15 protein-coding genes are annotated in these 18,898 nt (G+C 71.9%); 8 read left to right on the top strand and 7 right to left on the bottom strand.

Annotation, left to right across the window (positions count from 1 at the left end; translation table 11 throughout):
* The first annotated feature begins 17 nt into the window (after positions 1–17).
* From G4D85_RS15830 to G4D85_RS15820, 3 genes are all read left to right on the top strand, one after another.
* On the top strand, positions 18–569 hold the full coding sequence (locus G4D85_RS15830; protein ID WP_240359298.1) for a dihydrofolate reductase family protein: 552 nt from the start codon (positions 18–20) through the stop codon (positions 567–569).
* Positions 566–1,603 carry an RNA polymerase sigma factor gene (locus tag G4D85_RS15825; RefSeq protein WP_164012680.1) on the top strand — a complete coding sequence of 346 codons (1,038 nt, stop codon included), beginning with the start codon at positions 566–568 and terminating at the stop codon, positions 1,601–1,603. Before G4D85_RS15830 ends, G4D85_RS15825 begins: the two co-directional genes overlap by 4 nt.
* Positions 1,604–1,704: 101 nt before the next feature.
* Positions 1,705–2,418 (top strand): esterase family protein, encoded by a 714-nt coding sequence (locus G4D85_RS15820; protein ID WP_164012678.1) that lies wholly within the window; start codon positions 1,705–1,707, stop codon positions 2,416–2,418.
* Positions 2,419–2,469: 51 nt separating this feature from the next.
* Here G4D85_RS15820 and G4D85_RS15815 read toward each other — a convergent pair whose 3' ends face one another.
* From G4D85_RS15815 to G4D85_RS15795, 5 genes are all read right to left on the bottom strand, one after another.
* On the bottom strand, positions 2,470–3,867 hold the full coding sequence (locus G4D85_RS15815) for an MATE family efflux transporter (protein ID WP_164012676.1): 1,398 nt from the start codon (positions 3,865–3,867) through the stop codon (positions 2,470–2,472).
* A 114-nt stretch (positions 3,868–3,981) separates the two neighbouring features.
* Positions 3,982–4,353: a hypothetical protein gene (locus tag G4D85_RS15810; RefSeq protein WP_164012674.1), complete on the bottom strand. Its 372-nt coding sequence runs from the start codon at positions 4,351–4,353 to the stop codon at positions 3,982–3,984.
* The gene (locus G4D85_RS15805) at positions 4,350–6,452 is read right to left on the bottom strand and encodes a beta-propeller domain-containing protein (protein ID WP_164012672.1); all 2,103 of its coding nucleotides are present in this window, start codon (positions 6,450–6,452) and stop codon (positions 4,350–4,352) included. Before G4D85_RS15805 ends, G4D85_RS15810 begins: the two co-directional genes overlap by 4 nt.
* 156 nt (positions 6,453–6,608) lie before the next feature.
* A complete protein-coding gene (locus G4D85_RS15800; RefSeq protein ID WP_164012671.1) occupies positions 6,609–7,772 on the bottom strand; it encodes a TIGR02266 family protein in 1,164 nt (387 codons plus the stop codon).
* 70 nt (positions 7,773–7,842) lie between these two features.
* Positions 7,843–9,669 carry an Hsp70 family protein gene (locus G4D85_RS15795; RefSeq protein ID WP_164012669.1) on the bottom strand — a complete coding sequence of 609 codons (1,827 nt, stop codon included), beginning with the start codon at positions 9,667–9,669 and terminating at the stop codon, positions 7,843–7,845.
* Between the two features lie 191 nt (positions 9,670–9,860).
* Here G4D85_RS15795 and atpH point away from each other — a divergent pair, with 191 nt between their 5' ends.
* The 3 genes from atpH (at position 9,861) to atpA (ending at position 13,950) form a co-directional block, all read left to right on the top strand.
* Positions 9,861–10,409, top strand: coding sequence for an ATP synthase F1 subunit delta (gene atpH, locus G4D85_RS15790; RefSeq protein ID WP_164012667.1), 549 nt, complete (start codon positions 9,861–9,863; stop codon positions 10,407–10,409).
* A gap of 146 nt (positions 10,410–10,555) precedes the next feature.
* Positions 10,556–12,037, top strand: coding sequence for a sensor histidine kinase (locus G4D85_RS15785; protein ID WP_164012665.1), 1,482 nt, complete (start codon positions 10,556–10,558; stop codon positions 12,035–12,037).
* 365 nt (positions 12,038–12,402) lie between these two features.
* Positions 12,403–13,950, top strand: a complete 1,548-nt coding sequence (atpA, locus tag G4D85_RS15780; protein WP_164012662.1) for a F0F1 ATP synthase subunit alpha — start codon at positions 12,403–12,405, stop codon at positions 13,948–13,950.
* Positions 13,951–14,010: 60 nt separating this feature from the next.
* Here atpA and G4D85_RS15775 read toward each other — a convergent pair whose 3' ends face one another.
* Positions 14,011–14,526, bottom strand: a complete 516-nt coding sequence (locus G4D85_RS15775; protein ID WP_164012660.1) for a hypothetical protein — start codon at positions 14,524–14,526, stop codon at positions 14,011–14,013.
* Between the two features lie 143 nt (positions 14,527–14,669).
* On the bottom strand, positions 14,670–15,518 hold the full coding sequence (locus G4D85_RS15770) for an HAD family hydrolase (protein WP_164012658.1): 849 nt from the start codon (positions 15,516–15,518) through the stop codon (positions 14,670–14,672).
* Between the two features lie 206 nt (positions 15,519–15,724).
* Between G4D85_RS15770 and G4D85_RS15765 the strand changes: the two genes are divergently transcribed.
* Together G4D85_RS15765 and G4D85_RS15760 are read left to right on the top strand one after the other, a co-directional pair.
* Positions 15,725–18,292, top strand: coding sequence for a PAS domain-containing protein (locus G4D85_RS15765; RefSeq protein WP_164012656.1), 2,568 nt, complete (start codon positions 15,725–15,727; stop codon positions 18,290–18,292).
* 72 nt (positions 18,293–18,364) lie between these two features.
* A complete protein-coding gene (locus G4D85_RS15760; RefSeq protein ID WP_164012655.1) occupies positions 18,365–18,745 on the top strand; it encodes a hypothetical protein in 381 nt (126 codons plus the stop codon).
* Positions 18,746–18,898: the final 153 nt, after the last annotated feature.

Raw genomic sequence — 18,898 nt, 5'->3', positions numbered from 1 at the left:
GGCGCCTCTTCGTTTCAATGATTGTGTCTCTCGACGGCTACATCGAGGGGCCGAACCGCGAGCTCGACTGGTTCGACGATGGCAACCCGCAGTTCGAGCAGTACTGCGACGAGATGATCGACTCCGTCGGCCTCGCGCTCTACGGCCGACGCTCGTATGAGCTGATGCTGAGCTACTGGCCGAACGCCGAGGTGAACCCCCGCTCGGCGGCGGACCTTGCGTTCGCCCGCAAGATGAATGCCCTGCCGAAGCTCGTCCTGTCACGGACGCTCGAGCACGCGACGTGGAACAACACGCGCATCGTCCGTGACCGCGTCGCGGAGACCCTCACCGAGCTCAAGAGTCAGCCTGGCAAGCCGCTCGTGGCGTGGGCTGGCGCGGGCCTGGTCTCCACCCTCGCGCAGCACGACCTCATCGACGAGTACCGGCTCATCGTGCATCCCGTCCTGCTCGGCTCGGGAACGCCGCTCTTCCCGCCCACGGGGAACCGTCAGAAGCTGAACCTGGTCCGTACGACGCAGCTGGGCCGCAACCTCGTCGTGCTGTGCTACGAGCCGCACAAGACATGAGCAAGCCACCGCCCGCCATCGAGACTCTCAAGGACGACGTCAAGACGTCCTGGCAGCGCTTCCTCGACCTCGTGGAGGCGCTCCGGCCCGAGCTCTACCGCTACTGCCGCTACCTCACCCGGAACGCGTGGGATGCGGAGGACCTGGTGCAGGAGTCGCTCATGCGCGCCTTCGTGACGCTTGGGACTGTGTTCAGCGACGTCCCGCGGCCCCGCGCCTGGCTGTTCCGGACGGCCTCGAACCTCTGGATTGACCGCGTGCGCCGCTCGCGGCTCGAGCTGGCCGCCGCCGCGCCTCCAGCCCTCGAGCCCGGCCAGGAGCCCCGCGCGCCGCGCGAGGCGGCCGGCACGTTGCTCGTGCAGCTCCCACCCCAGGAGCGCGCGGCGGTGGTCCTCAAGGACGTCTTCGACTTCTCGCTCGAGGAAGTCGCGGACACGCTCTCGACGACGGTGGGCGCGGTGAAGGCCGCCCTCCACCGCGGGCGGGGGCGACTGACGGCCCCGCTGGCCGAAGCGCCCGCCCGCGAGCCCGCGCCCGGAGTGCTGGATGCGTTCTGCGACGCCTTCAACGCGCGGGACATGGAGCGCCTCACGGCGCTGCTGCTCGACAGTGCCACGGTGGAAATCGTGGGCGTGGTCACCGAGTACGGGCCCGAGGCCCCCAAGGACCCGCGCACCGGCTCCTTCGCGGGCACGATGTCCCCCATCACCTACGACGAGCGCGGCGGCGTCCCGGCCGAGCTGCTCGAGGGATACCTCGGCTCCATCCCTCGCTGCGAGGTGCGTCGGCACCGCGACTCGTGGGTCCTGCTCTTCTGGTACGAGCACGTGCAGGGCCCCCGGGTCCGCACGGTGATGACCGTGGAGACCGACGGCGACCGCATCGCCCGGGTCCGCAACTACTTCTTCACCCCGGACGTGATTGCGGAAATCTGCGCCGAGCTCGGCGTCCCCTTCCAGGTGAACGGCTACCGCTACTGGCCGGGGGCGGCACCGCCTCCCACCCCTTCCACGAGGGAGGGGGACGGTGCCTAGACGCGCGCGGCGGCGCCCCGGATGTTCACTCCCACGCCCCCCGGGCCTCCGCGCCGCACTCCATTGCCTGCCGCTAACGCAACGCGGTTAAGTTTCCGCCCATGAACCGCGAATACCACCGCTGGTACAGCGAGCGCCTGCACCGGGACATGGAGGTGCTCCTCTTCGGCCACTCGGGTGAGCCGGTGCTGCTGCTCCCCACGAGCAAGGGCCGCTTCTACCAGGCCGAGGACTTCGGCCTCATCGGCGCCATCGCCGACCGCATCCAGTCCGGCCGGTACATCGTGGTGTGTCCGGACTCCGTCGACGAGGAGTCCTGGTTCAACAAGTCCGCCCACCCGCATGACCGCGTCATGCGCCACCAGCAGTGGGAGGACTACCTCCTCCACGAGGTGGTGCCCCTGCTCACCAGCCGCAGCACCGGCGGTCGCCTCACCCTCGCCGGGTGCAGCTTCGGCGGCTTCCATTCGTACAACGTCGGCCTCCGCCACCCGCACGTCTTCCGCCGCCTCATCTCCATGGGCGGCAAGTTCGAGACGGACGAGTTCCTCGACGGCCACAACGACCCGGAGGTCTACTTCCACTCCTGCACGCAGTGGCTGCACGGCCTCAACGACGCGGCGCAGCTGGCCGCCCTGCAGCGCGTGGAGATGGTCCTCGCCGTGGGCGAGCACGACTTCTGCCGCCCCTCCAACGAGAACCTCTCCAGCCTCCTGTGGAAGAAGGGCATCGGCAACCACCTCGCCGTGTGGCAGGGCGGCACCCACGACTGGCCCGTGTGGCGGCAGATGATTCAGCAGTACCTGCCCTGGTAGTCGCGGGCCCCGGACTCCAGGGCCCGGGGCTCCGCACCACGGCCCGGCCGCCTACGCCTCCAGCGGGCGCAGCGTGCCGGCGCTCAGCCGGTGGAAGCGCCACAGCAGCGCCACCGCCACGGTGACGAGCCCCGCGCACAGGCCCCACCAGATGCCCACCACGCCCAGGCCCAGCTTGAAGCCCAGCAGCAGCGTCAGCGGCAGGCCAATCGCGTAGTGCCCCACCATGTTGGCCAGGAAGGTGAAGCGCGTGTCGCCCGCGCCGCGCAGCACGCCCGCGCCCACGCCCTGCACGCCGTCGAATATCTGGAACACGGCGCTCACCATCAGCAGCGGAATCAGCAGCGGCACCACGTCCGCCGGCGCTCCGGACAGCTCCGCCAGCGCATTCGGGAAGAGGGCGAACACCAGCCCTCCCAGCGCCATGAAGCCCGCGCCTCCCGCGAAGGCGGTGAAGCCGCTCACCCGCGCCTGCGGCGTGTTGTGCGCCCCCACCGCCCAGCCCACCCGCACGCTGCCCGCGTTGCCAATGCCCAGGGCCACCGTGAAGGTGAGGCTCGCGAAGGAGATGGCAATCTGGTGCGCCCCCACGCTCGCCGGGCCCAGGCCTCCCGCCAGCACGCCCGCCAGCGCGAACACGCCAATCTCCGCGCCGAGGTGGAGGCCAATCGGAATGCCCACCCGCGCGGCCTGCGCCAGGTCCGTCCACACCGGCATGCGCGCCGGCCGTGCGCCCTCCGTCTTCCCGGTGGCCCGCACCGACACCATGACGATGCCCAGCTGCAGCGCCGTGCACAGCGTCGTCGCCAGCGCCGAGCCCGCCACGCCCATGGCAGGCACCGCGCGCAGCGGTCCGAAGTACGCCGGCAGGTCCGCCCCGCCGAACACCAGCAGGATGTCCGCGAACAGGTTGAGGACGTTGGCCGCCACCGTGGCCACCACCAGCGGCCGGGTGAAGGCCGTGGACTGGAGGTACGAGCGCATCGTCAGGAAGGCCAGCATCAGCGGCAGGCTGGGCGCGCGCCACAGCAGGTAGTCGTGCGCCCCGGAGACCTCCGCCGCGCCGATTCCCGCCAGCGGCAGCAGCACCGGCGACACCATCAGCAGCGCGGCCAGCACCACGCCCGCGAACAGCGACATCCACCCGCCCTGCCACAGCAGCGCCCGCGCCCGGGCGTACTGACGTGCCCCAATGGCCTGGGACAGGAGCGGGTCGAAGCCCATCATCAGCCCCATGCCGAAGCCGCTGACGGCGAAGAACAGGCCGTTGCCCAGCCCCACCGCCGCCAGCGCGGACGTGCCCGCCCGCCCCACCACCAGCGTGTCCACCAGGCCCATGAGCGCCTGGCCGCCCTGGGCGATGGCGATGGGGATGGCCAGCCGACTCAGCTCGCGCAGCTCCGTGCGGTACGGCTTCACTTCCTGCGGCGGATTCACGGCGGTGGACATGACTGGCGCGCCTATAGCGCCTTCCAGTCGGGAATGCGCTCCCAGGTTGTGACGCCCCGCCGCTCTCCGGCCTGACCGGAGAGGGCGGGTTTCACACCCGTGACGCCAGCTGCACTATTGGCACGTCCAGCCAACCGCCGGGCAGTTCCGACAGTACGGACTATCCGGCCTGGGCCCCGCCATGCAGGCCCCGCCGCAGTACTCCAGGATGCGCCCGGAGAAGGCCTCCACGTAGTAGTACGGCCCGTCCACTTCGGCCCCGCAGTTCACGCCCACCAGCTCACCGCAGCGGGCGTCGACCTCGCAGCCTCCGGGCAGGTCCGTCAGGACCAGCCTCCGCGGCGTGCCCTCGGGCAGGTTCGGGTCGTCCGAGGCGGCCTGGACGGTGAACCCGGGAAGCGGCTCCTCGCGTCCACCCACGGCACCACAGCCCACCGCGCCGATGAGCAGCAGCCCGGCGGCCATCCACGCGGTGGGCCGCGTCACGGCATCACCGGCGGCTGGAAGAGCGACGTGGCCAGCGGCGTCTGGAGCGCGCCCGTCTTCGCCACGCGCAGGCCACCGTCGGTGATGGCGTACACGTAGTCATCCGCCATGACGCTGCGGCGCACCGTGGGGGACCAGTACCAGCTCCAGTTGCGCTGGTTGAACGTCTGGTACACGTCCTTCATCGACATGGCGCCCACCGGGGAGAAGCCGGTGGCGGTGTCGACGCGGTACACGCGCAGCTCGCTGCGGAAGCCGGACCAGTAGTCGTACGCGTTGTAGTCCCAGTCGGTGAAGGGAATCGCCAGCAGCCCCTTGGCCGGGAAGAAGTTGAAGGCCTTGTGCTGGTAGAGCGCCTCGCTGTAGCTGTTCTGCGAGCCGACAATCTGCGTGAAGGCCTCCTTCGGGTTCGCCAAATCACTCACGTCGAACAGCGACAGCTTGAGGGCACGGCCCTGCCAGCCGCCCGTCTCGTCGCGGTGCTCGCCCAGGGTGAGCAGGTGCGTGTCACCCACCGGGTGGATGTACGTGGAGAAGCCTGGAATCTTCAGCTCGCCCACCTTGCGCGGGTTCGCCGGGTCGCTCAAATCGAAGGTGAAGAGCGGGTCCACCTGCCGGAAGGTGACGACGTAGCCCTTGGTGCCCACGAAGCGCGCGCTGAAGATGCGCTCGCCCTTCGCCAGGTCCTCGCTGCGCCCCAGCTCCTTCAGGGCCCCTTCCTCCTCGCGGAAGGTGACGACGCGGTTGACGGTCTCCAGGCGCCCCCACTCCGGGCTGGCCAGGTCCCTTACCCGGGACGTCACGGTGACGGCGACGCGCAGCACGCCCTCGTGCTCGTCCATGGCGAACTGGTTGGAGATGTGGCCCTCCACCGTGCCGCTGCCCACGTAGGCGGCGCGGCCCGGCTCGCGGATGTCGAACTTGTGTAGGTACGCGAAGTCCCGCTGCCCCGGCTCCGGCCACCACCACCAGTGGTTGGTCGCCAGGTAGAGCGCGTCCTTCGACGCGTACACCTCGCCGGGCGACGTCACCAGGCTGGTGCGGGTGGGCGCCGCGTTGGCCGCGCCCGGGTCCAGGTCCAGCGACAGCACCGTCACGAAGCCCAGCCCCGTGGGCGCGTTGTTGCGGAAGAAGTCCGTGCACTCGTACGCCAGCGGCGTCACCTGCCCGTCCGCGTCCACGCGGCGGCCGGGCGGCAGCCACTGCTCCAGCGTCCGCGCGCGGATGAGCTTCTCGTTCTCACGGATGAGCCCGTCCACCACCCTCGCCAGCCGGTCCTCGTCCTCGTACAGCCCACGCGAGTACTCGGGGTAGAAGCGCACGCCCTCCGGCCAGCGGAACTGGTCCGACATCACCAGCCGCACCGCGCTGTCCACCCGCCGCGCGCTCAGGTAGCCGCCGGGCAGGTACACCTGCTCCACCACCTTCGGCGCGGCGAGGTCCGCCACGTCCACCACCGTCACCTTCAGGGTGTCGCCGTACATGTAGCCGCAGCGGAAGCCCGCGCAGTCCATGGCGGGCGAGGCCACGCCGCCGCCCGTCAGCGTGGGCTGGCCCGGCCGCTTCTCGTACACCTGCGAGGTGATGACCAGCCGGTTGCGCTCCTTGTCGAGGAGCATCTCCCTCGGCCAGCCCTCCACCTCCAGCAGGGCCGTGCGCACCAATTGCTCCGCGGGCCACGAGCGGTGCACGTACAGCTGAGGGCCGGACAGCACGAAGATGCGCGTGCCGTCGTTCTGCACGAAGTCCGCCTCGTGCACGCCCTCCACCTGGTTGTTCGTCTCGGTGTGGTTGCTCGGAGCGCCACCGCCGCCGGCGGAGTCCTCCGCGGGCGCGCCCGTCGGCATGTCGTCGGCCCGGGGAGGCATGCCCCCGCTGTACGGGTCGAACTCACTCTTGAGGCTCTCCAGCGAGGCGCGCATCTGCTTCGTCGCGCTGTCCTCGATGTGCTGCTCCAGGGCCTCGCAGCCGGCGAAGGCCTCCAGCTTCGCCGCCGACTGCACCGGCTCGTTCGTCAGCCCGTTCTTGCCCGAGCCGCTTTCACAGCCCGCCGCCACCAGCGCCAACCCCACCCAGCCATAGCGTTTCCAATGCCGCATCAGACCCTCCCGCTTCGTCTTCGGCCCCGCTGGGGGTGCCCGGACCTCGCGTCCGGCCCCACGCCAGTGGCCGCCGCTCCCTTTGCCACGCTCATGCCAGGGGGTGGCGGGGCCCGGCCCCCGGGGTTTCCAGGGGTTTGCGGGACAGCAAGCCTCTCAGAAACCTGAGGCGCGGGGGGAACCCGTGAGCGGAAAACCGAGGGTCCGCGGCACGAAGCGGACGAACTGCTGGGTGAGCGACGCGTCCATGCGCTCCAGTCGCAGGCCCATGCCGGCCGGAGCGCGGAAGGGGCCCTGGGGGTGCGGCGCGTTGGCCCAGGCCACCGTCGCCTCGGCGGTGCACGGCGTGCGCTGGCCGGCGAGCAGCACCTTCAGCGACAGCCGGGCGCCCTCGCGCGCGGGGGTGAGGGTGCGCACGAAGAGGGCCTCCGGGCTGGCGTCATGGCTGAAGCCGGACATGGCCGCGCCGCCCGCCGTGGCGAACTCCACCACGGTGAAGAAGGGCACGCGCTCCGCGGCGCGCAGCGGGACGAGCCCCGGCACCAGCCGCCCCAGCACGCGGCCCAGCAGCTCGTCCGCGCCCAGGTGCCGCTTCTCCAGCAGCGGCGCGCCCGCCAGCGCCTGCGCGCGGGCCAGCACGTCCGCCGACTCCTCCGCGCGCGACAGCAGCACCAGCGGCTTGCGCGCGTGCACCTCGCGCAGCCTCGAGGCCAGGGCCAGCGCCTCGCGCGGGGCGCGCGACACGTCCACCACGAAGCCATCCAGCTGCGAGCCGTGCAGCGCGGCCAGGCGCGCCGCGTCCTCGGCGTCGCGCGCATAGAGGACGTGCAGCCCCTCCTGCTCCAGCGCGCCGCCCAGGAAGGTGTGCAGGAAGCGGCCGCCCTCCACCAGCAGCACGCGGCGCCCGCGAGGCGCGCCCTGCGCCCGCTCCCGCGCCGCTCGCACCGCGGCCAGCTTCGCCTCCAGCGCCTCCAGCGCCACGGGCTTGGGCAGGAAGTCGTCCGCACCCGCGCGCCAGCAGTGCATGACCTCATGCGGCTCGCCCGCGGAGGTGAACATGATGACGGGCACGTTGCGGCCCGCCGGGTGCGCCTTCACCAGCCGGCACACCTCGTCCCCCTGCATGCGCTCCATGCGCAGGTCCAGGAGGATGAGCGAGGGGGCCCGCCGCGCCAGCTCGGCCAGGCACGCCTCGCCCCCGTCCATGGCCACGGCCTCACAGCCCAGCCGCGCCAGGTGCAGGCGCACCACCTCCCGGGCGGTGCGGGAGTCGTCCACCACGAACACGGTGTCGCGCGCGGCGGAAGGGGGGACAGTCATGGGCTCACGGATAGGGAGAAGGAGGAAGGACGACCACGGGCCCCTCGGGCCAGCGTTCGGGGGTGGACGCTCAGGCGCGTGGCTCCTGCCGGCCGGACAGCAGTTGCGTGAGCTGGCGAGCAATCGAGGCGCACTGCGCCGCGTCCCCGCTCTTGAGCGCGTTGCGCCCACCGTCCAGCAGCTGCTGCACGGTGCCCACGGCGGCCTGCGCCTCGGCGCTGGGGTTCTCCTGGGCGCTCTTCTGGAGCATCCGCGCCAGCTTGTCGCCGCGCTCCAGCAGCTTGCGGAACAGCTCCTCCGCGCGCTTCGCGTCCACCACGCCCTGCGCCTGCGCGTAGTGGGCCTGCTCCGCGCCCAGCTTCTCCGCCTCGCTCTGCGCCATGCCCGGCCGCGCCTCCAGGCGCACCGACTCCACGTTGCCGGTGGTCAGGTCCGTCGCCTTCACCGCGAGGATGGCCTCGCTGGACAGCTCGAAGACGACCTCCAGGGGCACCTCGCCGCGCGCGGCCACGTGCAGGTTCTTCAGCACCACCTCGCCCAGCTTGTAGTTCTCGTCCTGGAACTCGCTCTCCCCCTGGTACACGGGGATGCGGGCCTCGTTCTGTCCGGACGTCCCGGGGAAGAAGATGTCGCGGGCCACCACCGGCACGCCCGTGTTCTTGGCGATGAGCCGCTTCACGCGCCCGCCCATCACCCCCACGCCCAGGCTCTGGCTGGCCACGTCCAGCAGCAGCGCCTGTCCGGACTGGCGCAGCAGCTCGTCCGCCTGCACCGCCGCGCCCAGCGCCACGGCCTCGTCCGGGTGCACGTCCGTGGACGGCGCGCGGCCGAAGAAGTCCGCCACCAGCCGCCGAATCAGCGGCACGCGCGTCATGCCGCCCACCAGCAGCACCACGTCCACCGAGCGCGGGTCCATCTTCGCCTCGTGCATGACGCCCTGGCACACCTCCAGGCAGCGGCGCGACAGCGGCTCGGACAGCGTCTCGAAGAACGAGCGCGTCAGCACCGTCTCCAGCTCCGTCAGCCGCCGGCCCGCGGTGTTGTGGTCTCCCAGCCCGGGCACGGAGATGGTCGCCTCGTCGGACTCGGTCAGCATGCGCTTGGCGGCCTCGGCGGCCACCTTCAGCCGGCGCAGGCTCTGCGCGTCCTGGGACACCACGTGGCGCAGGTCATCGTCCACCTGCGCCAGCAGCCACTGGACGATGCGCTGGTCGAAGTCCTCGCCGCCCAGCTTCGGGTCGCCACCCGTTGCGCGCACCTCGAAGACGCCGGCCTTCACCTCGAGAATCGACACGTCGAACGTGCCGCCGCCCAAGTCGAAGACGAGCGCGTTGCCCTCGAAGCCGCGGGACAGGCCGTAGGCCAGCGCCGCCGCGGTGGGCTCGTTCACCAGCCGCACCACGTCCAGCCCGGCAATGGTGGCCGCCTCGCGCGTGGCCTGCCGCTGGTTGTCGTCGAAGTTGGCGGGAACCGTAATCACGCACTTGGTGACGGGACGGCCGAAGTGCGCCTGCGCGTCCAGCGCCAGCTCCCCCAGAATCATCGCCGACACCTGGGTGACGGGCAGCACGCGCCCGGCCAGCTTCACGCGCACGTCCCCCGAGGGGCCCGCTACCAATGGATAGGGAACCAGGGCCTTCGCCTGCTGGATGAGCTCCGGGGTGTAGCGCCTCCCGAGGAAACGCTTCGTGGCCCAGACGACGGAGTCGGGGTGCTCTTCCGCCAATGCCTGCGCGGCCTGCCCCACCACGCGCTCACCACCCTTCGTCACACCGAGGACGGAAGGCGTGAGCCGACCACCCGCACGTGAGGGGATGAGGCGCGGGCGACCGTCCTCGACGGTCGCAATGGCGCTGTTGGTGGTGCCCAGGTCGATGCCGATGACAGGGTCGTGCATGGGGGGTTGTCAGGACACCACGCTACGGGTGTTCCGGCCACCTCGCCAAGTCCCCTACTCCCCATAATACTCCCCGTGTGCCCGCCGCCTCCCCGCCCTCCAGGCCGTCCGACGCGCTGCGTGGGGGGTGGAGCGGGAGGGCGCCACGGCCGTTGCCCGAGGCGGGACACCATGCTAAGGGCGCGACCGTCATGGTGAACGTGTCCATCGCCCGCCGCTACGCCCGTGCGCTCCTCGACGTCGCCTCGGAGGCCGGCAGCACCGACGCCGTCGCCGAGCAGCTGACCGCCTTCGCCAGCGTCTTCGCGAAGAACCCGGAGCTGACGGACGTCCTCCTCAACCCCGTCTACTCGCGCTCCCAGCGCCGGGAAGTGGTGGAAGGGGTGATGAAGGCCCTCCCCGGGGGTGCGGACCCCATCCTGGCCAGCACCCTGCGCCTGCTGGTGGACCGCAGCCGCCTGAACTACCTCACGGATATCGCCCGCCTCTTCGGCGACATGGCGGATGCCCGTGCCGGCCGCGTCCGGGGCCGCGTCACCACCGCCGCCCCCATGGCCGCGGACGCCCTCGCCCGCCTCCAGCAGACGCTGCAGCAGCTCACCCAGCGCAACGTCATCCTGGAGACGCGCGTGGACCCCGCCCTGCTGGGGGGTGTCTCCGCCCAGGTGGGCAGCCTCCTGTATGACGGCAGCCTCCGCACCCAGCTGGAGCAGATGCGCCGGGACTTGAAGCAGCGCTGACGCCTGGCCGCCCGTCGGGCAGCCAACTTTCCAGGTCGGAATCTCACCCCGCAGTCCAGGGCTAACCGGTATTTCCAGCGGGCCTTGGGAAGGGGTATACTCTCCGGTGACGCGGGATAAATCCGCGTTCTCCGGACGACCTGAACATGCCGCAGTCCCTGCTCCAAAGGCTTCCTGAAGGCGCGGCCTCATCGTCGGCGGCGCCGGAGGAAGCGCGGCCCTTCCTGGGCGCGTTGCTCAACGCAGCGGGTTGTGGCCTCGCCCTGCTGGACAGGGAGCTGCGGCCGGTGTGGGTGAACGCGGCGCTGGCGTCCCTGTCGGGGGTGGAGGCGCGCGCCTTCGTTGGCCGTCCGCTGTTGGAGCTGTGGCCCCACGTGGCCCCCATGCTGTCGCCCATGCTCGCCCGGGCACAGTCCGGCGAGGACGTGGCGGAGGCGCCGGTGAGCGGCACCCTGGCGGCCTCGGCCGGGGAGCGCCACCTGCGGGTGCGCATGTGCCCGGCGCTCAATGGAGGCGTGCTGGCCGGCGTGGTGCTGTGGGTGCGCGACGAGACGGAGCGCGTGAAGGAGGCCCAGCGGCTGCGTGAGCGTGAAGCGCACCTGCGCGGCCTGGCGGACGTGGCGTGCGACGGGTACTTCCTGCACGACAACGGCATCATCCTCGACGCCAACCGCGCGCTGGCGAACCTGCTGGGGTACGCGTCGGCCTCGGAGCTGATCGGCCACCACCTCACCGAGTGGGTGGCGCCGGAGTTCCGCCCCACGGTGATGGCGGCGGTGGGCCGGGGCGTGGAGACGCCGTACGAGGTGGTGTGCGTGCGGCGCGACGGCACGCGCCTCCCCATAGAGGTGCTGGGACGCTACGTGACGTGGGAGGGCCGGCAGGTCCGGATGGCCGGCATCTGGGACATCAGCAGCCGCAAGGCCGAAGAGGAGCGCGTGGCGCGCACCGAGCACTTCCGGGACCAGTTCCTGGGCGTCATGGGCACTGACCTGCGCACCCCCCTGCAAGCAATACAGCTGGGCACCGGCTCACTCCAGCGGATGGGCGGGCTGGAGGAGCCCCAGCGGCGGCTGGTGGGCCACCTGGCCCAGGCGGCCCGGCGCATGGAGCGGATGATCCACGAGCTGCTGGACTTCACCCGGGAGCGGCTGGCCGGCGGGCTGGTGGTGCGCCCCGAGCCCGGCACGCTGGACCCGGTGGTGACGCGGGTGGTGGAGGAGCGCAGGCTGGCCCACCCCGGGAGGACCATCCACCTGGAGCTGGAGGGTGACTTGCGCGGCAACTGGGACGCGCCCCGGCTGGCGCAGCTCGCGGACAACCTGCTGGGGAGTGTCCTCCAGCACGGCCCCGAGGACATCCCGGTGTCCCTGCGCCTCACCGGCGCGGTGGGCGGCGTCACCCTCACCGTCCTCAATGACGGGCTGGTGGTGCCCGCCGAGGAGCACGCCGCCCTCTTCGAGCCCTTCCGCCGGGGCCGCTCCGCCAGCCCGGACGGGCTGGGACTGGGGCTCTACATCGCCCGGCAGATTGCCCTCGCCCACGGAGGCCGACTCACCGTGGAGTCGCGCACCGGCGGCGGCGTCCGCTTCCTCGTCTGGCTTCCCCGCCAGGCCTCCGTCCCCTGACGGCGCGAGCCTCCCCCGAGCCGCCTCCGAATCCCCCTTCAGCACCAGCCCGGGCAGCCCTCCACACGGGAGGCCGGGCCCCGGTCCGCCCGGCCGCGCTCCCGCCGGTGCCGGCAGCGGAGTCCGAGGGGCAGCGGGGCTCGCGCTGATGCCCGGCAGAAGTGGCGCGCCTTCACGGAGGGCATGGGGGGAAGAATCCCCTGCCCGGGGCTGTCCCCTCCCTTACCGGGGCCATCATCTCCCTCATGCGCGAGCCATGCCGTGCGCATTGCAGCGGGGGGGTGTGCATGGTAAGGGGCCCCCACTTCCAGCTTTCGGCGGCCTTCCCCACGTGGGCCGCCCCAGTGCAAGGACGCGAAACGCCCATGGAAATCCGCGCCGACGAGATCAGCAGAATCATCCGGGAGCAGATCAAGGATTACGGCAAGAAGGTCACCGTCGCGGAGACTGGGACCGTGCTGTCCGTCGGTGACGGTATCGCCCGCATCTACGGCCTCGAGGGCGCCCTGGCCGGTGAGCTGGTGGAGTTCACGAACGGGGTCCAGGGCCTGGTGCTCAACCTCGAGGAGGACAACGTCGGCGTCGCCATCATGGGTGACTTCCAGGCCATCCGCGAGGGTGACGTCGTCAAGCGCACCCAGCAGATTGCGTCCGTGCCCGTGGGCAAGGGGCTGCTGGGCCGCGTCGTGGACCCGCTCGGCAAGCCGCTGGACGGCAAGGGCCCCATCGTCGGCACCGAGACGCGCCGCCTCGAGGTGAAGGCGCCCGGCATCGTGAAGCGCAAGAGCGTGCACGAGCCGCTGCAGACGGGCATCAAGGCGCTGGACGCGCTGGTGCCGGTGGGTCGCGGTCAGCGCGAGCTCATCATCGGCGACCGCCAGACGGGCAAGACGGCCGTCGCCATCGACACCATCATCAACCAGAAGGGCCTGGGCGTTCACTGCATCTACGTCGCCATCGGCCAGAAGCAGTCCACGGTGGCCCAGGTGGTGGAGAAGCTGGCCCGCCACGGCGCCATGGAGTTCACCACGGTGGTGGCCGCCAACGCCTCCGACCCGGCGCCCATGCAGTTCTTCGCGCCGTACGCCGGCGTGGCCATGGGCGAGTACTTCCGCGACAACAAGATGCACGCGCTCATCGTGTACGACGACCTGTCCAAGCAGGCCGTGGCGTACCGCCAGCTGTCCCTGCTCCTCCGCCGCCCGCCGGGCCGCGAGGCGTACCCGGGCGACGTGTTCTACGTCCACAGCCGCCTGCTGGAGCGCGCCGCCAAGCTGTCCGACGAGGAGGGCGCCGGCTCGCTGACCGCGCTCCCCATCATCGAGACGCAGGCCGGTGACGTGTCCGCGTACATCCCGACGAACGTCATCTCGATTACCGACGGGCAGATCTTCCTCGAGACGGACCTCTTCTTCGCCGGCGTCCGCCCCGCCATCAACGTCGGTCTGTCGGTGTCCCGCGTCGGTTCCGCCGCGCAGATCAAGGCCATGAAGCAGGTGGCCGGCACCATGAAGCTGGACCTGGCGCAGTACCGCGAGCTGGCGGCCTTCTCGCAGTTCGGCTCGGACCTCGACAAGGCCACCCAGGAGACCCTGGCCCGCGGCGCCCGCATGGTGGAGGTGCTCAAGCAGGGCCAGTACGAGCCCCTCTCCGTCGAGCGTCAGGTCATGCAGCTGTACGCCGCCATCAACCGCGACGACCCCAAGAAGCGCGGCTGGATTCGCGACATCCCGGTGGCCGACGTGGTGCGCTGGATGCGTGAGTTCCTCGAGTTCGCGGACGGCAAGCACCCGAACGTCGCCAAGGACCTCCAGGCCAAGCGCGAGCTGACCAACGAAATCAAGACCGCGCTGAACAAGGCCATCACCGAGTTCAACGAGGTGTTCCAGCCGACGCCGGGCGCCAAGGTCTAAGCGCCTTCACCGACGCATTCGAGCCCCGCTCCCTTCACCGGGACGCGGGGCTTCGTGTTTTCAGGGCGACTCCCAGTCCGGCTCGGTGGCCTCCTGCCGCACCTCGGTGCCCTCGGTGTCACCCATCACCTCCTCGCTGATGGGCACGGTGTAGTCCTCGCCCGAAGGCGGGGGCAGCGGGGGCGGCGCCGCGTCCGGCTCCGTCCGCGCGGGCACGTCCGTGTAGGCGATGAAGATGGCCGTGTACTCGCGCACGTTCATGTCGCCCACCACCCGCTCCTCCGGGCGCGGCAGGAGGACGGCGTCCGCGCCGGCCTCGCACACCGTCCTGCGCAGCAGCGCCTTGCGCTTTCGCGCGCCCAGCCACTCGTTGGTCCTCAGCGGCAGCGTCCCCAGCACCCGGTAGGGCCGCGACGGCTCGCGGTCCTCGAACAGCTCGTAGGCACAGCCCCACGGCTTCGGCGGCAGCTTCACGAAGGTGCTGACGACGGGCTCCTCCACCACCGGCGCCGCCGCGCAGGCGGACACGCCCACCCCGGCGAGCGAGGACAGGAGGAAGCGGAGACGGACGGGCATGGCACTCTCCAGGAGGGTGGACGACGACACGCGCCGTACCTGGAGACGTCAGAGTACGACGGACGTCGTAATCAACGCCCCGCCCGGGCGGGGATATCGGGCCGGGCGTTACGCGGAACGCCCGGCCCTTTGCGCCCGGGACGTCAGCGCAGGCGGGGCAGCAGGGCGCGCAGGCTGCGGTCCACGCCGCCGCGGGCACCGAGCGCCTCCATCGCCTTCAGCTCGTAGGGCAGCACGTTGTCGCGCGCCACCAGCTGCACGTGCGCGCCCAGCGCGGCCGGCATCGCCAGGTCCAGCTCGTAGATGTCACCGGCCACCAGCGTCTCCTCCGGCCGCGTGCCCGTGGCGTCCCAGACGCGCTTGAGCGCCTCGAAGTACCGGCCCCGGCGCAGGTAGATGGGGCGGCGCAGCACGCCGTCCAGCACCTGCGTCTCCGGCACCGCGGCGAAGCGCGCGTCCGGCCCGTCCGGAGCGTCCAACAGGAACTTGCGCGCGTCCCCGGACACCTTCAGTCGCTCACGCCCCTTCGGCGCCAGCTGGTCCAGCTTCTTCTCCACCAGGTCCGTGTGCGCGTTCGTCACCACCGTCACCGGCAGGCCCGTGGCCAGCAGCGCCTCCAGCACCTCCTTCGCCTCCGGCTTGAAGGCGGTGGCCGAGTACGCATACGCCTCGCGGTACAGCCCCTGCACCGCCTCCGAGCGCACCGCCTCGTCCGCGCCCTTGCCGAAGCGCTGGAGCAGCCGGTGCGCCGCGCACGTGGCCGTCAGGTACGGGTCCGCCGTGGCCGGCGCCACCACCCTGCCGCCCAAATCCCACCCCAGCGCGTCCGCCCCCGCGCGCAGCGCGGCGACCTCCTCCTCCCACGCCGCCTCCAGGTTCTCCCCCAGCACCCGCGCCAGCCCGTCGCGGAAGTGTTGCAGGAACGGCGCGCTCTCCGCCGCCACGTCCGTGAAGGTCCCGTCGAAGTCCAGCACCACGCAAGCAATCGCCATCAGCCCATCGGCTCCAGAAGTTGTGGAAAGGCCCCGGATGACGCCCCGCCACCGTCCCGGAATCAAGCCCGCCCCGACGGCCAACAGCAGACGATTCCGGGATAGCCATGTAAATCCAGGGGCGGACGTTGCGCGCGGGCCAGGGTTGTCAGCGGGGGGCACCGGGCCCCAAGGTCGCTTTCCGGGCCCAGGCCCTCCCTCCCCGAATGTCCGAGTCTCTCCCTACCGCCCCCGAGGTCGCCTCCTCCACCGAGCGGGAGCGGCTGCGCGCCGTGCTGCGGCTGCTGCCGGTGGGCGTCTTCCTGGCGGACGCGAGCGGGCGGCTGGTGGAGACGAACGCGGCCGCGGAGTCCCTCTGGGGCGGGAGGACGCCTCGGGCGGACGACATCTCCGCCTACGACCAGTACGAGGCCTGGTGGCCGGACACCGGCCGGCGACTGGAGGCGCACGAGTGGGGCATGGCGCGCGCGCTCCGCCAAGGGGAGACGGTGCTCAACCAGGAGCTGGACATCGTCGCGTTCGACGGCTCGCGGCGCACCATCCTCAACTCCGCCACCCCGCTGTACAGCGCGGATGGCGCCCTGCTGGGCGCGGTGGCCGTCACCGTCGACATCACCGAGCGCAAGGTGGCCGAGCGCGCGGAGGCCTTCATCTCCGGGGCCAGCCGCCTGCTGGCGGAGTCGCTGGAGTGGGAGACGACGCTCACGGCGGTGGCGCGCCTGGCGACGCACGAGTGGGCGGACTACTGCCTGCTGGACGTGCTGGGCGAGGACGGCGCGCTGCACCGGCTCGCCCTCTTCGCCCGGGACGCCGGGCGCCAGGAGCTGCTGAACCGCGCGCTGCCGTATCCGGCGCGGCTGGACACGGACACCGTGATGTCGCGGGCCATCGCCTCGGGGCGCACGCTGCTCGTGCCGGACATCACCCCCGAGTGGCTGGAGCGCCACGCGCGCTCACCCGAGCACCTGCGGATGATGGAGGAGCTGGCGCCCCGCTCCATGATTGCCCTGCCGCTGGTGAGGGGCGAGCGCCGCTTCGGCCTCATCACCCTCATCTCCACCTCGCTCGCGCGCCGCTACACCCCGAGGGACCTGACCTACGCGGAGGAGTTCGCCCGCCGCGCGGCGCTCGCGGTGGACAACGCGCGGCTGTACCGCGAGGCGAAGGAGGCACTGCGGGCCCGGGACACCTCCCTCACGCTGATGGAGTCCTTCCTCGCCGCTTCGCCGGTCGGCATGGGCTTCCTGGACCGGGAGCTGCACTACGTGCACATCAACCCGGTGCTGGCCGCCATCAACGGCGCGACGCCGGAGGAGCACCGGGGCCGCACCCCCATGGAGGTGCTGGGGCCCGGCGCGGAGGCCCTGGCGGAGCTGCTGCGAGGAGTGCTGCGCACGGGCGAGCCGGTGGTGGACCTTCAGGTGCAGGACCCCCGCCCGGGCGAGCCGCGCCACTACCTGGCCAGCTACTTCCCCGTGCAGTTGGGCGGCGAGCCGCTGGGCGTGGGTGCCACGGTGCGGGAGGTGACAGAGCAGCTCCGGGAGCAGGAGCGGCTGCGCTTCCTCGCCGACGCCACCGCGCGCCTGTCCACCTCGCTGGACTGGCGCACCACTTTGAGCACCGTGGCGCGCGTGCTGGTGGGAGGGCTGGCGGACTACTGCACGGTGGACATCCTCACGCCGGATGGGGCCCGGCTGGAGCGGGTGGAGGCCCTGGCGAGCGATGCCCGCACCCAGCACCTGCTGGAAGAGTCCCGGCGCTTCCCGCCGCCGCCCGGCATGCACTCGCCCATCCGCCGCGTCCTGGAGACGGGGCAGTCGGAGCTGGCGTCGGAGCTGGGCCCGAAGTGGCTGGACGCCCTCGCGGTGTCGCCCGAGCACCGCCAGTTGATGGAGGCGCTGAGCCCGCGCTCGGTCATGTTCGTGCCCCTGGTGGCGCGGGGGCGCACGCTCGGCGTGCTGAGCGTGGCCTCGCAGACGCCGTCCCGGCGCTACCAGGGCCGGGACCTGGTCTTCCTGGAGGACGTGGCGGCGCGCGCCGCGCTCGCGGTGGACAACGCGTGGCTGTACCGGGAGATGGAAGGGGCGGTGGCGGCGCGCGACGAGTTCGTGGCCATCGCCACGCACGAGCTACGCACGCCGCTGTCCGCGCTGCAGCTCCAGCTCTCCTCGCTCCAGCGCGCGACGGAGCGCGACACGCCCATCCCCCCGGAGCGGCTGAAGCAGGGGCTGGCCAGCGCGCGGCGCCAGGCGGACCGCCTGGGCCACCTCGTCACGCACCTGTTCGACGTGACGCGCATCAGCACCGGGCGCCTGGAGCTGGAGCACGAGGAGGTGGACCTGGCCGCGCTGGCGCACCGGCTGGTGGCGCGCATGGAGGACTCGCTGGCCGCCTCGGGCAGCGCGGTGGCGGTGCTCGCGAACGCGCCGGTGCGGGCCCGGGTGGACAAGCTCCGGGTGGAGCAGGTGCTGATGAACCTGCTGTCCAACGCCATGAAGTACGCGCCCGGCCAACCGGTGGAGCTGTCCGTGGACTCCGAGGACGCGACGGCCGTCATCGCCGTGCGCGACTGGGGCCCCGGCATCTCCCACGAGTCGCAGGCGCGCATCTTCGAGCGCTTCGAGCGCGCCACCGGCGAGCACGCCCACGCCAGCCTGGGCCTGGGGCTCTACATCTCCCGCCAGATTGCCCGCGCCCACGGCGGCGAGCTGACGGTGGAGGACCCGTCCGACGGCCCCGGCGCCCGCTTCGTGCTGCGGCTGCCGCGCGGCTGACGGCCCTGGCCTGGCCCCGGGGTGGAGGTGGCCTTGAGGCCTACCCCGGTAGGGCCGCTAGCCTTGCGGGTCATGGAAGCGACGCAGCAGAGCGAGTCGGCGCGACGGCGCCGGGCGTGGCTGCCCTGGGGCCTGCTGGCGGGCGCGGTGCTGCTCGCCACGTCGGGGGCCTGGGCGGGCTCGCGCTCCATCTCCGCGCTGGTGGAGCGCAACACCCAACTGGAGCGCGAGGCGGCCGAGTCGGAAGCGCGCGTGGCGGAGCTGCAGGCCCTGCGCGAGGCCCAGTCGCGCCGGCTGCGGACGCTGGAGCAACAGCACCAGGCCACGCAGGCCGCGCTGACGGCCACCGCCGCGTGCGCCGCGTCGCCCGAGCCGCCCGCCTCCCAGGGCCGCCCCGAGCACCGCCGTGCCGGCAAGGCGCCCGTCCGCGGCAAGAAGGTCGCAAGGCGCTGAAGAACCCCCGCCAGGGGCGTTGTCCTCCAGTCCACACGCCACCCGGCGCTGTGGACCGGGGAGCAACACGGGACGCCTGGCGCACGTGCAACCCCGCGAAAGCACGAGGCCCGGAGCCCGGCCCGCCACGTGCTAACCGCTGAGTCACGTTCC

It is taken from the genome of Pyxidicoccus trucidator (assembly GCF_010894435.1).
Taxonomy (GTDB): Bacteria; Myxococcota; Myxococcia; order Myxococcales; family Myxococcaceae; genus Myxococcus; species Myxococcus trucidator.
The sequence above is the reverse complement of the archived record's forward strand: the minus strand, read 5'-3'. Positions and strand labels throughout refer to the sequence as shown.

Bases quoted from the DNA above. Each gene is read 5' to 3' on its own strand.
- G4D85_RS15770 (WP_164012658.1), bottom strand. From the start codon at position 15,518: ATGGCGATTGCTTGCGTGGTGCTGGACTTCGACGGGACCTTCACGGAC.
- G4D85_RS15795 (WP_164012669.1), bottom strand. From the start codon at position 9,669: ATGCACGACCCTGTCATCGGCATCGACCTGGGCACCACCAACAGCGCC.
- G4D85_RS15775 (WP_164012660.1), bottom strand. From the start codon at position 14,526: ATGCCCGTCCGTCTCCGCTTCCTCCTGTCCTCGCTCGCCGGGGTGGGC.
- G4D85_RS15820 (WP_164012678.1), top strand. From the start codon at position 1,705: ATGAACCGCGAATACCACCGCTGGTACAGCGAGCGCCTGCACCGGGAC.
- G4D85_RS15815 (WP_164012676.1), bottom strand. From the start codon at position 3,867: ATGTCCACCGCCGTGAATCCGCCGCAGGAAGTGAAGCCGTACCGCACG.
- G4D85_RS15805 (WP_164012672.1), bottom strand. From the start codon at position 6,452: ATGCGGCATTGGAAACGCTATGGCTGGGTGGGGTTGGCGCTGGTGGCG.
- G4D85_RS15800 (WP_164012671.1), bottom strand. From the start codon at position 7,772: ATGACTGTCCCCCCTTCCGCCGCGCGCGACACCGTGTTCGTGGTGGAC.
- atpA (WP_164012662.1), top strand. From the start codon at position 12,403: ATGGAAATCCGCGCCGACGAGATCAGCAGAATCATCCGGGAGCAGATC.
- atpH (WP_164012667.1), top strand. From the start codon at position 9,861: ATGGTGAACGTGTCCATCGCCCGCCGCTACGCCCGTGCGCTCCTCGAC.
- G4D85_RS15760 (WP_164012655.1), top strand. From the start codon at position 18,365: ATGGAAGCGACGCAGCAGAGCGAGTCGGCGCGACGGCGCCGGGCGTGG.
- G4D85_RS15830 (WP_240359298.1), top strand. From the start codon at position 18: ATGATTGTGTCTCTCGACGGCTACATCGAGGGGCCGAACCGCGAGCTC.
- G4D85_RS15825 (WP_164012680.1), top strand. From the start codon at position 566: ATGAGCAAGCCACCGCCCGCCATCGAGACTCTCAAGGACGACGTCAAG.
- G4D85_RS15765 (WP_164012656.1), top strand. From the start codon at position 15,725: ATGTCCGAGTCTCTCCCTACCGCCCCCGAGGTCGCCTCCTCCACCGAG.
- G4D85_RS15785 (WP_164012665.1), top strand. From the start codon at position 10,556: ATGCCGCAGTCCCTGCTCCAAAGGCTTCCTGAAGGCGCGGCCTCATCG.